This is a genomic window from Gilliamella sp. Nev3-1 (assembly GCF_001690435.1).
Taxonomy (GTDB): Bacteria; Pseudomonadota; Gammaproteobacteria; order Enterobacterales; family Orbaceae; genus Gilliamella; species Gilliamella apicola_C.
Genome location: NZ_LZHN01000039.1, coordinates 18,534 through 35,066 on the forward strand (window position 1 = coordinate 18,534; position 16,533 = coordinate 35,066).

Here is a 16,533-nt window from a genome sequence, read left to right on the forward strand (position 1 = left end):
TATATAAGTTCCTTATAGGTGGTAACAACTTTAGTTACCACAATTTATAATATAAATAATCAAGCTTCTAAGCTAAGCTTGCAATAATGAAATATCAGCGACTTTTAAGAATAGGTTTTGTAGCTTTTTCAACAGTGCTAATCGATTAAGTTTAATTTTTTCATCGTCAACCATAACCATGACTGAATCAAAAAATGCGTTTACAGTGTCTTTTAGCGACGATAATTCAACTAACGCATCTTGATAACGACCTTGGTTAAAATAAGGCGTAAGTTTATCGGTTAAAATTGCCAATTTTTTAGCTAATTCGCCTTCAGCGCCTGCTTCTAGCAAGGCTGCATTGATCTGCTCTGGAATAGCTATCTCGGCTTTAGATAAGATATTTGATACTCGTTTATTCGCTTCTGCTAATGATGAGGATTCTGGCAAGGTTCTAAAGTGAGTGACTGCTTTAATGCGCGCATCAAAATCAGCTGGTTTTGTTGGATTAAGCGCTAAAACCGCTTGAATAGTATCAATAGCAAAGCCTTGTTCTTGATACCAAGCGCGGAAACGACCTTGCATAAAATTAACAATATCTTCAACTACATTTTTATTATTCAGTTTTTCGCCATATAACGATGTGGCATAATTTGCTAATTCAACAAGATCTAACGGCAATACTTTCTCAACAATGATGCGTAATATTCCAATAGCCGCTCTGCGCAATGCAAAAGGATCTTTGTCACCTTTAGGATGCTGACCGATGCCAAAAATACCCGCTAAGGTATCCATTTTTTCAGCAATAGAAACCGTACAAGAAACCACAGTACTTGGTAACTCATCACCAGCAAAACGTGGTTTATATTGTTCTTCAATTGCAGTAGCTACTTCAATATTTTCGCCGTCTTTAAGCGCTAAATAGCGCCCCATAATACCTTGTGTTTCAGGAAATTCGAAAACGGTATTGGTTACTAAATCGCATTTAGTTAATTTACCTGCTCGTTTCGCTTGTTCAATATTTGCGCCAATTTTTTCAGCAATAAAGCCGGATAGTAGCTCAATGCGAATTGATTTCTCTTTAACTGTTCCAAGCTGTTGTTGGAATAAGACTGTTTCAAGGCGAGGCAAGCGATCTTCTAAACGCTGTTTTAAATCGGTTTGGTAAAAGAATTCAGCATCAGCAAGGCGTGGGCGAACCACTTTTTCATTACCCGAAATCACAACTTGTGGATCTTTCGATTCAATATTCGCCACAAAAATAAAGTTTGGTAATAATTTGCCTTGTTTATCATAAACAGGAAAGTATTTTTGATCGCCTTTCATGGTATAAACCAGTGATTCGGCTGGAACTTGTAAAAATCGCTCTTCAAATTTAGCGGTTAGTACAACAGGCCATTCAACGAGAGAACAGACTTCTTCAAGTAGCGTGTCAGTTAAATCAGCCTTACCATGAAGTTTAGCCGCTTCGCTTTCGGCTTGTTGCTTAATCATAGCTTTTCGCTTGCCATAATCAGCAATGACTTTACCACGCTGTTCTAAAATGTCGGGATATTGATCGGCATTATCGATAGTGAACTCTTGTTCTCCCATAAAACGATGACCACGAATAATTCGGTTTGATTCAATATCTAAAATTGTACCTGTTACAATCTCATCCCCATAAAGCATTGTGACCGTATGGCATGGGCGAATAAATTCGACTTGACGAGCAGCCCAACGCATTGGTTTAGGGATAGGTAATTTGCTTAATGCCGTTTTAACCATATCACATAAAAGATTGACTACTGGTTGACCTTTTTGATTGTGAGTATAAGAAAGCCATTCGCCTTTATCGGTTTTTATACGCTGGGCTTGATCAACCGTAATACCACAACCTCGTGCCCAACCTTCGGCCGCTTTAGTTGCATTACCATTGGCATCAAATGCCGCACTGATCGCCGGACCGCGTTTAACAATTTGGCTATCGGGTTGTGTGTTATTTAAATTTAAGACTTTTAACGCTAAACGGCGAGGAGATGCATACCAAAGTACTTCGCCATGTTCTAAATTGGCATTATCAAGCTGCTGTATAAAATTAGCCGCAAAGCTTTCTGCTAAAGTGCGGAGTGATTTTGGTGGTAACTCTTCGGTACCAATTTCCACTAAAAATGTTTTTTGCATAATCTTTTAATTCCTACTTTGATGCACTTTCGTTAGACTGTGAATTTTGACACATAGGAAATCCAAGTGCTTCACGTGATGCGTAATAGGCTTCCGCCACCATTTTGGTTAATGTTCTGATGCGTAAAATATAACGTTGTCGCTCAGTCACTGAAATCGCTTTACGTGCATCAAGTAAATTAAAACAGTGGGCGGCTTTTAAAATACGTTCATAAGCTGGTAATGGAAGTGGTTTTTCTAACTCAAGCAAAAATTTTGCTTCTTTTTCGTGTTGCTCAAAACAATAAAATAAAAATTCAACATTCGCATATTCAAAATTATAAGTGGATTGCTCAACTTCGTTTTGGTGAAATACATCGCCATAAGTGGTTTTACCAAATACACCATCGCTCCAAACTAAATCATAAACGCTATCCACTCCTTGAATATACATCGCTAAGCGTTCAAGCCCATAAGTGATTTCACCAGTAACAGGCTTACATTCAAGTCCACCAACTTGTTGAAAGTAAGTAAATTGGGTTACTTCCATCCCATTTAACCAAACTTCCCAACCTAGCCCCCATGCCCCGAGTGTTGGGTTTTCCCAGTTATCTTCCACAAAACGGATATCATTAATAGTTGGATCGAGCCCTAGCTCTTTTAATGAACCTAAATAAAGCTCTTGAATATTATCTGGAGATGGTTTTAAGATAACTTGAAATTGGTAATAATGTTGTAACCTATTTGGGTTTTCACCATAGCGACCATCAGTTGGCCTACGTGATGGCTGAACATAAGCTGCATTTATCGGTTCTGGGCCTAATGCGCGTAAACAGGTCATAGGGTGAGAAGTCCCCGCACCCACTTCCATATCTAAAGGCTGAATCACTGTACAGCCTTGATTCGCCCAGTAATCTTGTAACGTAAGAATTAACCCCTGAAAGGTTTTGACATTAAACTTTTGCATGATGTTATCTTTATGGTTGAATTGATATTTCGACTATTTAAATAGTGCTATAGTTTATACTTTTTATCAATACTTGTGAAATGCCTAATTTTATTCTATTTGATATATTGCCTAATTGGATTGAAGTTGTTAAAAAGACATAAAAGGCTACCCAATAAACAAATGTCGTGTTTTATAATTCATTGATTTAAATAAAAATAAAAATCAAATAAAATCAATATGTTTTCTGAATGTTTTTAGGGGAAAAATGGAGGGATTAAGAATTTTGTGGATAAAATTAACGGTTGATGAAAATTCGCTGCTTATTGATTTTTATGATAAAAAAAACATACCATATGCATGGTTGCCGAATGTTGTCTACAGCCACCAGGCTTTGTTGCGCGGTTTTAATACACTAGCACTAATTTGTTCCCGATAAAATGGTATCTCACCAAATATCCCTGTTTGGTGGGCGCAACTCCAATTCTGATGCCAATAAAAATAGTTTTAATAACTTTTTAGTGATACAAAAGGATTCAGTTTTTATAAAAGGTAAAAAAATTAAATAAAATCAATTGCTTTTCTGAATGTTTTTTGCGTATAATTAAGGTTATTTTGGGAATTGGGTGAGGTGTATAAAAATACCCTAAGCCAAAGTAGCCAAAATAACTAATTTTATACCTAAACACAAATGTACGTGAAAGTTTTGATAATGCTTTCTAGTTTTATTAGAAATCTAAGTAAAGCAAAATTACATTACCAATATTCTATTCCACGTACTATTTTTCTCTCTATATTCACCAATTTTGTTTCCGCATTTTCTTCATTATCGTCTGTTAAAATTCTTGTTGCGGCTGTCCAATCTCCATACTCATTCCTATTATGATAAGATGATATAATCTTACCTTTTTATCACCCAAAATAGTTGTAATGCTTTCTAATAAACCATCAGAGTAAGTACCAATAGTTTGTTTTTTTAATATGTCTTGAATAAGGGGGGATATTCAATAATTGGAGAATATTCATTAAACGCCTGTATTCGATCAAACTTTGTTTTATTATCACATCCTATTAATGTAATAACAAAGCAGCTGATGAAGATAAATTTACCGATGCTCTTCATTCCGTAATTCCTTAAGCTTTTATTGTCATTAATCATTCAAAAATAAACCCGCTTGCAATCAGCGGGTTTATTAATTTAATAGTAAATGATTATTAAACGTCTAAATAATCCAATATTCCTTCGGCTGCTTTTCGTCCTTCGCTAATAGCAGTGACTACTAGATCAGAGCCACGAACAGCATCGCCGCCAGCAAAGATTTTGGGATTGCTGGTTTGATAACTGTTAGCTTCTGGCGCGATGATTCGGCCTTGTGGGTCAAAATTAACACCATGCTCAGTCAGCCAAGGCATGGCATGGGGTTTGAAGCCAAATGCCATTATTACGGCTTCGGCAGGTAGAATAAATTCAGAACCTTCAATAATAATTGGTGAGCATCGTCCTTTTTCATCAGGTTCACCAAGTTCAGTTTTGACCATTCTTACCCCCGTTACTTGCCCTGTACCATTAATTTCAATACTTAAGGGTTGGACATTGAATTGGAAGTTTGCACCTTCTTCTTTGGCGTTTTTGACTTCTCGTTTTGAGCCTGGCATATTGGCTTCATCTCGGCGATAGGCGCAGGTGACTTCGCTTGCTCCTTGGCGAATAGATGTTCGTATACAGTCCATTGCTGTATCACCACCACCTAATACCACAACACGCTTACCTTTCATGTCAATGTATGGTGTATCTTGGGTTTGTGGGTGATTCATAAGATGCTTTGTATTGGCTATTAAAAATGGTAAGGCATCATAAACACCGTTGGCATCTTCATTTTTTAGTCCTGCACGCATGGATTGATAGGTACCAGCACCGACAAAAACGGCATCAAATTCATTAATCAAATCATTTAATTGAATATTTTTGCCGACTTCAGTATTGAGACGGAATTCAATACCCATTTCAGTAAATATACGTCTGCGATTGATTAATACGTCTTTATCAAGTTTGAAGGCAGGAATCCCAAATGTAAGTAATCCACCAATTTCAGGATGACGATCGAAGACGATAGGCGTTACACCATTGCGCACTAATACATCGGCACAAGCAAGACCAGCAGGACCAGCTCCAATTACGGCAACTTTCAATCCTGTTTTTTCGACATTGGATAAATCAGGTTTCCATCCCATTTTAAACGCGGTATCTGTTATATAACGTTCAATATTGCCAATGGTGACAGCACCAAATTCTGCATTTAAAGTACATGATCCTTCACAAAGGCGATCTTGTGGGCAAACGCGTCCACATACTTCAGGCAAGCTATTGGTTTGGTGAGATAGTTCAACCGCTTCTAATATTTTACCTTCATTAACCAATTTTAACCAATTTGGGATATAGTTATGTACAGGGCAACGCCATTCACAATAAGGATTGCCACAAGCTAGGCAGCGATCTGCTTGCGCTTGGGATTGTGAGGCGGAAAAGCCTTCATAAATTTCAACAAATTCTATTTTGCGAATGTTTAGCGATTTTTTGGGCGGTTCAACACGTTGTAAATCGATAAACTGGTAAACATTTTGACTCATTTCGTGCTCTCCTTACTTACTGTGCTTGAATGCGTAGTTCTGCTGATGAGCGGCTACGGTGCCCTAATAAGGCTTTGACATCACTGGATTTAGGTTTGACTAAGACAAATTGTTTAGCAAAGTCATCCCAATTAGCTAAAATGTCCTCAGCTCGTGATGAATGCGTAAGTTGAGCATGTTCCATGATTAAACCACGCAAATGTTCTTCGTGGATAGAGTAATCAGCAACATTGAGCAATTCTATGAGTTCTTTGTTAATGCGTTTATGGAAATCACCGTCTGCATCTAAGATATAAGCAAAACCACCAGTCATTCCTGCACCAAAGTTAATGCCTGTTTTTCCTAACACGCAGACAATACCGCCAGTCATATATTCACAGCCATTATCACCTATTCCTTCAACCACACTAATTGCGCCTGAGTTTCGCACAGCAAAACGTTCACCCGCGCGACCGGCAGCAAATAGTTTGCCGCCTGTTGCACCATATAAACAGGTATTTCCGGCAATAGTTGCTTCATGGCTTAAAAATGCCGAACCTTGTGGTGGACGAATAACAATACGCCCACCGGTCATACCTTTACCAACATAATCATTCGCATCACCAGTTAGCGTTAAGTCTACGCCACCAGCATTCCATACGCCGAAGCTTTGACCAGCAGTCCCATTAAAATTGAGCGAAATAGGATCAGTCGCTAAACCTTGATCGCCATATTTTTTGGCAATATAGCCAGATAAGCTAGTGCCCACAGAACGGTCAGTATTTTGAATGTCAAAATAGAAACTTTTGCTTTGGCGATTATCAACACATTGTTGCGCTTGTGTGATGATCTCTTTATTTAGTACACCTTTATCAAATGGCTTATTGTCTTCAACGCAATAAACTGGTTTACCATCAATTGGTTTTGCTGTTTTTAGCAATCCTGATAGATCCAATTTTTGTTGTTTGGCGGTGATCCCTTCAAGTTCTAATAGTAGATCTGTGCGCCCAATTAGATCGACAATACGACTTACGCCAAGTTCTGCCATGACTTCTCGAGTATTACGAGCAATAAAGCGGAAGTAATTCATCGCTTTTTCAGGCAGGCCGTGATAGTGCTCACTACGTAATTTTTCGTCTTGCGTTGCAACGCCAGTTGCACAGTTATTTAAGTGACAAATACGTAGATATTTACACCCTAAAGCAACCATAGGACCTGTACCAAATCCAAAGCTCTCAGCACCTAAAATAGCAGCTTTTACAATATCAGCACCTGTTTTTAAGCCGCCGTCAACTTGCAGGCGTATTTTGTGACGTAACCCATTGGTAACTAATGATTGTTGTGTTTCAACCAATCCAAGTTCCCAAGGTGAACCGGCGTATTTTACCGAGGTTAATGGGCTAGCCCCTGTGCCACCGTCATAACCTGAAATAGTAATTAAATCGGCATAGGCTTTAGCAACGCCTGTTGCGATGGTACCAACACCGGGTTCAGATACGAGTTTAACCGAAATCATGGCGTGTGGATTGATCTGTTTTAAATCAAAGATTAGTTGTGCCAAATCTTCAATCGAGTAAATATCGTGATGTGGTGGTGGTGAAATTAATGTCACACCGGGTACAGAAAAGCGTAATTTTGCAATATATGGTGTGACTTTGTCGCCTGGTAATTGACCGCCTTCACCTGGTTTTGCGCCTTGTGCTACCTTTATTTGGATAACATCAGCACTCATTAAGTAACTTGGTGTTACGCCAAAACGACCAGATGCAACTTGTTTTATACGTGAAACTTTTATGGTGTTGTAACGTGCAGGATCTTCCCCCCCTTCCCCTGAATTGGAAAATCCGCCTAGTGTATTCATCGCTGTGGCAAGGGATTCGTGCGCTTCTGGACTTAGTGCTCCAATGGACATGGCTGCTGAATCAAAGCGTTTAAATAATGACTCTTCGGGTTCGACTTGCTCAAGCAGTATGGCTGCATTTTCAGGTGGATTGAGTTTTAATAAATCGCGTAATGTGGTAATAGGGCGATGATTAACAATATCAGCATAACGTTTGTAATCTTCATAATTGCCATTATTGACCGCTTTTTGTAGTGACTGCACAACATCAGGGTTATAGGCATGATATTCGCCACCATGAACAAATTTAAGTAGTCCACCTTGTTCTAATGGTTTTCTTTTTAACCATGCACTTTTCGATAAGTTAAATTGGTCTTGCGTAAAATCATCAAAATTAGCGCCACTAATGCGGCTAGTGACACCTTGGAAACAAAGTTCAACCACATCTTTATGTAAACCAACGGCTTCAAACAGTTTTGAGCAACGATAAGATGCGACTGTTGAAATGCCCATTTTGGACATAATTTTATATAAACCTTTATTAATCCCATTGCGGTAATTAACTATCGCTTCACGATGAGATTTGTTTATTGTGCCATTATCCACCATTTGGGATAAGGTTTCATAGGCTAAATAAGGGTAAATTGCTGTTGCACCAAAACCAAGAAGTACGGCAAAGTGGTGAGGATCACGACAACTTGCCGTTTCAACAATAATATTGGCATCGCAACGTAAATTCTTTTCAACTAAGCGTTGCTGAACAGCCCCAACTGCCATAGGTGCTGGAATTGGTAGACGGTCGGGAGCAATATTTTTATCTGATAAAATCAGTAATACGGTGCCATTGCGAACTTTTGTTTCAGCATCACCGCATAATTGTTCAATCGCGTCACGTAAGCTACCATCAATTTCATAAGTGATATCTAATGTTTCTGATTTGTAGTAACGTGATTCTAGCGCCGTTAATTGTTGTAGATCCGAATACACTAAAACAGGATATTTAAAAGCAACTCGATGCGCTTGGCCTTCTGCCTCGGCAAACACGTTCATTTCACGACCAATACTGGTTGAAAGTGACATAACGTGCGATTCGCGTAGTGGATCGATAGGTGGGTTAGTAACTTGCGCAAATTTTTGGCGGAAATAATCATAAATTGATCGAGGTTTATTTGATAATACCGCAAAAGGTGTATCATCGCCCATTGAGCCAGTAGCTTCTTGACCATTTTCGCCAAGTACTCGGATGCATTGATCGAGTTCTTCAGCACTATAACCAAACTGTTTTTGGTAGGTTGCTAGTAATGTATCATCATAATCGCGCGAACCGATGCTATCATCGGGTAAGCTTTCAAATGGGATTAGTTGCTTAACATTTTTTGTCATCCATTCTTTATAAGGATGACGTTTTTGTAAATCATTGTCGGTTTCATCAGATTGTAAAATGCGGCCTTCTTCCGTATCGATAACTAACAATTCACCTGGACCAACACGTCCTTTAGTAACTACTTCGTCGGGCTGATAATCCCAAATACCAATTTCAGAGGCACAGGTGATAAGTTTGTCTGTGGTAATAACATAACGTGCAGGGCGTAATCCATTACGATCTAAGTTACATGCCGCATAACGACCATCAGACATAACAATGCCAGCAGGCCCGTCCCAAGGCTCCATATGCATTGAGTTGAAATCGAAAAAGGCACGCAGGTCTTCGTTCATGTCAGGATTATTTTGCCATGCAGGTGGAACCAATAAGCGCATAGCTCGTACAATATCCATTCCTCCTACAAGAAATAGCTCTAGCATGTTATCTAATGAACTTGAATCAGAGCCCGTTACATTAACAAACGGGGCGGCATCTTGTAAGTCTGGAATGAGTGGCGTTTTAAATTTGTATGAGCGCGCTTTTGCCCATTGGCGGTTACCTTCGATGGTATTGATTTCACCATTATGCGCCAGATACCGAAAAGGTTGCGCTAACGGCCAACGTGGCACGGTATTAGTTGAGAACCTTTGATGGAATAAACAAATAGCCGTTTCCATGCGAATATCAGCCAAATCTAAATAGAATCGAGGTAAATCTTTAGGCATACACAAGCCTTTATAGATATTGACCTGATTGGAGAAGCTACAAACGTAAAATGTATCGTCTTTCACCCGTTTTTCAATTCGACGACGCACCATATATAAACGACGCTCTAAATCGATTTTAGTCCAACCAGCAGGGGCGTTAACAAACACTTGTTCGATTTTTGGTAGTGATGATAATGCTATTTCGCCAAGTACGCTTTTATCAATCGGTACTTCGCGCCAACCTAAAATAGATAAGGTTTCTTCAGCGAGTTCTTGTTCAACAATATCACGGCTAGCTTGTGCTTCAGTTTCATTTTGGCTTAAAAATAACATACCAACGGCGTAATTGGTCGCTAATCGCCAACCTGCATCTTGTGCTACTAATTTAAAAAAACGGTCGGGTTTTTGCAATAAAAGACCACAACCGTCGCCAGTTTTGCCATCAGATAAAATGGCGCCACGGTGTTGCATTCTGGCTAAGCCATGAATTGCAGTACGCACCACTTTATGACTTGGTTGCCCTTCAATGTGAGCAATTAGCCCAAATCCGCAGTTATCTTTTTCATGATGCTGGTTATATAACATATCATTGCCTCTAATTCATCGCTTTTATAATTTGAGAAGGTATAGGCATTAATCCCATATTAGGTGTGAAGTTAATTAAAAATCAGTTTTTGGTCAAATAAATATTACTTATAACTTAATTTTTTGATAACTAAGACTAAACTTATTAATAAAACTAATAAGTGGTAGTTGTGTATTTACTAGGGGTATTTACACAAAAATTTACTTTTTAGGTTATATATTTGTAAAAAATATTCAGGATTCTATACCGTTTGGTGGTTATTTGGGAATTTACAATATCTATCTGTTAAAATATTTGATAACTATCATATCAATTAAAAATTCACTAAACCTGCTTGCCTACAAAAAATGGAAAAGCCGAAAGCGTGATACGTAATTTCATGGTGATGTTGTATAATCAATAAAATAGTAGTTATGTAAAAGATAAAAAAACAAAAATTAATTAATTTTAAGTAAAAGACCTTATGTATTGTTAGATGATTATTTTAATCATCGGGTGTAAACAATCCAGTATTTTTATACACAGCGACTATAAGTGACAATTGTTATGCTGTTATAATTTGTTATCTTTTATTTTTAATCTATCAATAATGCAAACTAAAATTACAATTGTAGGTGCTGGCGCTGCTGGGCTTTTTTGTGCTGGCTTACTCGGTCAAAAAGGGTACGATGTTACCGTGATTGATAATGGTAAAAAACGAGGACGTAAAATCTTAATGTCTGGCGGGGGTAAATGTAACTTTACTAACTTGTCGATTGAACCGAGTAATTATATTTCTGACAATCCGCATTTTTGCAAATCGGCTTTAAAACGATTTACCCAGTGGGATTTTATTCAATTGGTGAATCAATATTATATTGCCTATCACGAAAAAGAGCATGGACAATTATTTTGCGATAATTCAGCGCAAGATATTGTTGATATGTTATTAAAAGAGTGTCAAAAAGGGCATGTTAAGTTTATGATGCAGACCCAAGTTGAAGATATTGATAGTGATGGGCAAAGATTTAAATTACATACCTCTCAAGGTATGATTGATAGTGACAATCTTATTATTGCAACTGGTGGTTTATCTATGCCAGCTCTCGGTATGACTTCAATAGGTTATAAAATTGCTGAAAAATTTGCCATCCCAGTTGTGCCTGTGAAAGCTGGACTTGTTCCGTTTACGTTGCATAAACCTTTACTTGATGTGTTATCAACCTTGTCTGGTATTGCGGTACCAGTTGAAGTATCTAATGAACGAATCAGCTTCAAAGAAAATTTATTATTTACTCACCGAGGGCTTTCTGGACCAGCGATTTTACAATTGTCGAGTTATTGGCAAGCTGGTGAATCAATCACTATTAATTTATTACCTGAATTAGCATTTGAATCATCGTTTAAACCATTATTAGCACAAAATCGTAATCAAACTATAAAAAATTGCTTAGCACAGATTTTACCGAAAAGGCTTATTGAAGCATTAATACAATTAAATTTAATGGACGATTTAACGGTGAAACAGCTTACTCCTAGGCAACAGCAGCAACTTTATTACAATCTAACACACTGGAAAATTACTCCAAATGGAACAGAAGGTTATCGTACTGCCGAAGTAACACTGGGTGGTATAAGCACTGATGCGTTATCCTCCAAAACTATGGCGGTTAAAACACTTCCTAACCTCTATTTTATTGGTGAGGTGGTTGATGTTTCGGGGTGGCTCGGAGGTTATAATTTCCAATGGGCATGGAGTAGTGCATTTGCATGTGCTCAGGCGTTTAATTGATCGTTTTTGATGCTTAAAATTAAGCATCAATTACCCCCATCTGAATATGATACTTTTTGACTTTATATTGTAATGTTGTGCGTGAAATATTTAAGTTTTTTGCCGCCGTTATAATTTTGCCATTAGCTTGATTCAATGCGTCAATAATCAGTTGCCGTTCAAAGTTTTCAACTTGTTCGGTTAAGTTACCTCCATTAGGAGATGTTTGAACAACTGTTTCATTGTGCTTATTTGTATTATCATCTTCAGACTGTGGTTTATTAAGCTCAAATAGTTCTTCATCAAGGGTAATATGCTGTAATTCACCTGATTTGTTTTGTAATACCATGCTTCTGACAATGGCATTTTCAAGCATACGCACATTACCAGGCCAATGTGCTGACATTAATTGTTGTAGTGCTTGTTTACTGATACCACTAATGACTATATTTACATCGTTTTTATGTTTATCAATAAAATAACGAGCTAAAACGGGAATATCTTCTGTTCGGTCTCGCAAAGCAGGAAGTTTAATTAAACCAACGTTTAATCGATAAAATAGATCGCCTCTTATTTTTCCCGTTTTTAGCAACTCTGTCGGTGATTCATTCATGGCGGCAACGATACGAACATCTGAATGTTGTTCTTTACTACCACCCAATGGCCAATAGGTTTTCTCTTGTAGAAATCGTAATAGCTTACTTTGCATATCAAAAGGCATTGCATTAAGTTCATCAAGAAACAGTGTGCCTCCGTTAGCTAGCGCTAAATAACCCTGACGGTTTTCGGCCCCCGTAAACGCACCTTTGACTGTGCCAAATAAAGTGCTTTCAATCAAGGTAGTTGGTAACGCACCACAATTAAGTGAGATGAAAGCTTTGTCACGGCGTTGACTTGTCTGGTGTATTAAGCGAGCAAACAGTTCTTTACCTGTTCCTGTTTCACCTACAATTAGTACAGGAACATCATTGCGTCCTAAAATATTGGTTTGGTCAATCACTTTCTGCATTTTTTCCGAAACAAAAACAATATCGGGCAAAGGCTGTTCTTTATTGTGGTATAACTTACTATGTAATTTAAAAACTTGATCTTGCAAATGTCTAACCGTTGATAAGTTTCGGCCTATCTCAATGGCACCAATGATTTCTTCTTTATTATTATAAAGCGGAACAGTTGTATGCAAATAATCAACCAACTTACCAACATGGTTATAATAAGTTTGGTAGTTATCTTGGTATTCTTTACCAAGTTGCAAAGCTTGCAACATAGTACTATCTTCTTTTTTTAAGTTGGGGTAAACCTCAAGCATGGGGTTACCAATAGCTTGCTCTTTAGGGTAGCCATCGAGTTCTGCACTTTCCTGATTGTAATAAATATAATTGCCATTTTTATCAATAATAGCTATCGGTTGATGGATTAAATCAAAAAAATGTTTAAATATTTCCAATGCTTGTAATAACTCAGGATCAATGGTCATGATATTAGTACCTTTTTATGTTTGGATTATTTACTAAATTTTGCTTCGTTTAATTTAAATGCTTTTCGGCCATCATCAAAAAATGACAAATTTTTGTCATAAAAACATATTTTGTACTAAATGACTAATTTTAATTTTGGGGCTAAACTTATTAACTAATTGATTATATTTGATTCTAATTTTGGCATGCTGATTGCATTACCAGTGAGAAGCCTGTTACATATTTCTATATACTAAATTAACTGGAGGTCATATGTCTGACTCAATTATGTCAAATTATAACAAATTACGTACTAATCTTGTAACAAAAGATCGTCGCTTTAGTGCTCAAAATGGCAAATTATGTTTTGATGGGGTTAATTTAGAAGAATTAGCCAAAAAATATCCAACTCCTTTTTATGTGTTTTCTGAGAAAGAAATTGATCGCAATGTTCAAGAAATAAAAGGTGCATTTAAGGCTCATCCAAATACAAAAATCTTCTATGCCTCAAAAACCTGCTCAGTTATGGGGGTGCTTAAGGCGATTAAAGATGCAGGTATTTATGCCGAAGCAAACTCGATGTTTGAAGTGCGTAAATGCTTAGAAATAGGCTTTAGTGGTAGCCAAATTGTGTTTAACGGCGTGGTAAAAAAACCAGTGGATTTAGAATTTGCAATCCAAAATGATCTGTATATCATCAATGTCGATAGTTTATATGAACTTGATATTATTGATGAAATATCAACACGTTTGAAAAAAGTAGCAAACGTTTGTGTGCGCGTTGAACCGAATGTGCCATCAGCGACTCATGCAGAATTAGTAACGGCTTATCATGCTAAATCAGGTATCGATTTAGAACAAGCAGAAGAGACTTGCCGTCGAATTCTGGATATGCCTTATGTACATTTACGTGGTTTACATATGCATGTTGGGGATCAAGTGCCTGAAGCAGAACCTTTTGCAAAAGCAACTAAAGTATTAGTTGATGAATCACGACGTTTAGAAGAAGTACTTGGCATTAAATTTGATTTAATCAATGTTGGTGGTGGGATTCCTGTTCCATATAAATATGACGAAGAAAATGGTAATCCATTGCAAGATAATATGTATGCAGGCATAACCGCACAAGACTTTGCTGATGCAGTAATTAGCGAAGTACACAAATGGCGCACCGATGTTGAAATTTGTATTGAACCTGGTCGTAAAGTAACTGGTTCAGCGGGAGTACTTGTAACTGAAGTTGCCTGTGAAAAACGTAAAACCAATTACGATTTAGACGGCAACATTGAAGAGCATGTTGAATGGAAATTTGTTGATGCAGGCTATAGCGTTTTATCTGATAGCCAGCATTTTGATTGGTTCTTCTATGTTTATAATGCTTCAAAAATCAATGAAGCACATGACGAATACATTAAGCTAGCAGGACCTTTATGTGATGGCGGCGACTATTACCATATTGGCGTGAAAGGTGAAGAGTTCTTAATGCCAAAAGACACGCAAGTTGGTGATATTGTTGCTTTCTTAGATGCAGGTGCTTATACCATTGAAAGCCAAACAGTCTATAACAATCGTCCTCGCACATCGGTTGTCATGATCGATAAAGACGGCAAAGATAGATTAATTCGTCGTGAAGATACTTACGAAGATATGGTTGGATACGACATATACTAATCATCAATTATCTGGGGCATTTTATGCTCCAGATATTATAATACGAGGTTATTATGAGTGATTCTAAAGATTCAAGTTTACTTGGTATCAAAGACATTGTGTTTATGAATGTCATTGCGATACTAAGTTTACGTCAGATTCCCAATGTTGCTCCATATGGGGCGTCAGCAATGGTGCTTTGGTTACTTGCTGCATTTTGTTTGTTTTTTCCATTAGCGATGGTTTGTGGTGAACTTTCTACTGGTTGGCCAAAAGATGGTGGGATATTTGTTTGGGTAAAAGAAGCATTTGGTAAACGAGTTGGCTGGATAGTAGTTGTTTGTTTCTTGTTTTCTTGTGTGCTTTTCTTCCCATTAATGTTGCAATTTGGCTTTACGGCAATTGGCTATATGTTTAGTGCTGAGTTGGCCCAAAATCAGGTGTTTATTGGGGTGGGATCCATGGTGGTATTTTGGATCTTAACATTAATGAATATTAAAGGCATGAAGTGGACTAAAATCATTAACAGTGTTAGTGCATGGTTAGGTGTGTTTATTCCTGCCGGTATTATTGTGTTATTAGCGATTGTATGGTTAATGACTGGTCACTCTATGGCAACGGATTATAGCCATGTTAGTGATTGGGTTCCAGATTTAAGCAGTTGGGATACTATTGTTTTCTTATCAAGCATGATGTTTGCGTTTGCTGGTTTTGAAGTGGCACCAATGATTGCTGGCCGTACTCGTAACCCACAACGTGACTTCCCTAAAGCGATGGTTGTTTCAGCTATTGTGATTGTGGGTATTTATATGATTGGTACTTGGGCAATTAATACTTTATTGCCAGCAAAAGATACTGATATTGTTGCAGGTGTAATGCAAGCGATGGAAGTATCGGCAAAAGCGTTACATATGCCTTGGTTATTACCAGTAATGGCAATTTGTTTATTCTTTGGTGCGTTAGGTCAAATTAACTCATGGTTAGTTGGTCCTATCTATATGTTACAAGAAGCATCAAAAGAAGATAATTTGCTTGGTGAACGTATCGGTCGTTTACACCCGGTATATCAAACACCAGCTTTTGCTTTAATTGTTCAAGCGATTATTGTAACAGTACTTTGTTTTTCAACTTTCGTTTCACCAAGTATTGCAGCTGCATATTGGATGTTAACCGCGTTAACAACAATTTGTTACTTTATTCCTTATTTAGTGATGTTTATTGCGTACTATCGTTTGCGTATTGCTCAACCAGATGTGCCACGTAGCTTTAAGATTCCGGGTGAAGTGATGCCAGTTGTATTACCAGCACTTGGGTTCTTATCTACTCTATTTGCTGTGATATTAGTATTTATTCCACCTGCGCAAATCGATATGGGGGGATATGTTGAGTATATTGCTAAAATCGTTGGTGGTGCAGTGCTTGCCATTGGTTTAGCTGAATGGATCTATTATCGAGCACAAAAACGTAATCGTTTGCAACAAGTTAAAGATATAGAGGAGTAATATT

At 37.7% G+C, this 16,533-nt stretch carries 8 protein-coding genes; 3 read left to right on the forward strand and 5 right to left on the reverse strand.

Annotated features, from left to right (window positions below; all coding sequences use genetic code 11):
- Positions 1-72: 72 nt before the first annotated feature.
- The 4 genes from glyS to gltB form a co-directional block, all read right to left on the reverse strand.
- Complete coding sequence (gene glyS, locus A9G40_RS06105) at positions 73-2,145, reverse strand: glycine--tRNA ligase subunit beta (protein ID WP_065582323.1); 2,073 nt, start codon at positions 2,143-2,145, stop codon at positions 73-75.
- Between the two features lie 10 nt (positions 2,146-2,155).
- Positions 2,156-3,088, reverse strand: coding sequence for a glycine--tRNA ligase subunit alpha (glyQ, locus tag A9G40_RS06110; RefSeq protein WP_065582324.1), 933 nt, complete (start codon positions 3,086-3,088; stop codon positions 2,156-2,158).
- Positions 3,089-4,282: 1,194 nt separating this feature from the next.
- Positions 4,283-5,695 carry an FAD-dependent oxidoreductase gene (locus A9G40_RS06115; protein ID WP_065582325.1) on the reverse strand — a complete coding sequence of 471 codons (1,413 nt, stop codon included), beginning with the start codon at positions 5,693-5,695 and terminating at the stop codon, positions 4,283-4,285.
- 16 nt (positions 5,696-5,711) lie between these two features.
- Complete coding sequence (gltB, locus tag A9G40_RS06120; RefSeq protein WP_065582326.1) at positions 5,712-10,169, reverse strand: glutamate synthase large subunit; 4,458 nt, start codon at positions 10,167-10,169, stop codon at positions 5,712-5,714.
- Between the two features lie 590 nt (positions 10,170-10,759).
- Between gltB and A9G40_RS06125 the strand changes: the two genes are divergently transcribed.
- Entirely contained in the window at positions 10,760-11,941 is a 1,182-nt protein-coding gene (locus tag A9G40_RS06125) for an NAD(P)/FAD-dependent oxidoreductase (protein WP_065582327.1), read from the forward strand.
- 19 nt (positions 11,942-11,960) lie between these two features.
- On the opposite strand, the gene A9G40_RS06130 is transcribed toward A9G40_RS06125, so the two are convergent.
- Entirely contained in the window at positions 11,961-13,400 is a 1,440-nt protein-coding gene (locus tag A9G40_RS06130) for a sigma 54-interacting transcriptional regulator (protein ID WP_141675207.1), read from the reverse strand.
- Between the two features lie 250 nt (positions 13,401-13,650).
- On the opposite strand from A9G40_RS06130, the gene lysA reads away from it, so the two are divergent.
- Together lysA and A9G40_RS06140 are read left to right on the forward strand one after the other, a co-directional pair.
- On the forward strand, positions 13,651-15,048 hold the full coding sequence (gene lysA / locus A9G40_RS06135; RefSeq protein ID WP_065582329.1) for a diaminopimelate decarboxylase: 1,398 nt from the start codon (positions 13,651-13,653) through the stop codon (positions 15,046-15,048).
- Between the two features lie 53 nt (positions 15,049-15,101).
- The gene (locus tag A9G40_RS06140; protein WP_065582330.1) at positions 15,102-16,529 is read left to right on the forward strand and encodes an APC family permease; all 1,428 of its coding nucleotides are present in this window, start codon (positions 15,102-15,104) and stop codon (positions 16,527-16,529) included.
- Positions 16,530-16,533 lie beyond the last annotated feature (4 nt).

Bases quoted from the DNA above. Each gene is read 5' to 3' on its own strand.
- gltB (WP_065582326.1), bottom strand. From the start codon at position 10,169: ATGTTATATAACCAGCATCATGAAAAAGATAACTGCGGATTTGGGCTA.
- lysA (WP_065582329.1), top strand. From the start codon at position 13,651: ATGTCTGACTCAATTATGTCAAATTATAACAAATTACGTACTAATCTT.
- glyQ (WP_065582324.1), bottom strand. From the start codon at position 3,088: ATGCAAAAGTTTAATGTCAAAACCTTTCAGGGGTTAATTCTTACGTTA.
- A9G40_RS06125 (WP_065582327.1), top strand. From the start codon at position 10,760: ATGCAAACTAAAATTACAATTGTAGGTGCTGGCGCTGCTGGGCTTTTT.
- A9G40_RS06115 (WP_065582325.1), bottom strand. From the start codon at position 5,695: ATGAGTCAAAATGTTTACCAGTTTATCGATTTACAACGTGTTGAACCG.
- A9G40_RS06140 (WP_065582330.1), top strand. From the start codon at position 15,102: ATGAGTGATTCTAAAGATTCAAGTTTACTTGGTATCAAAGACATTGTG.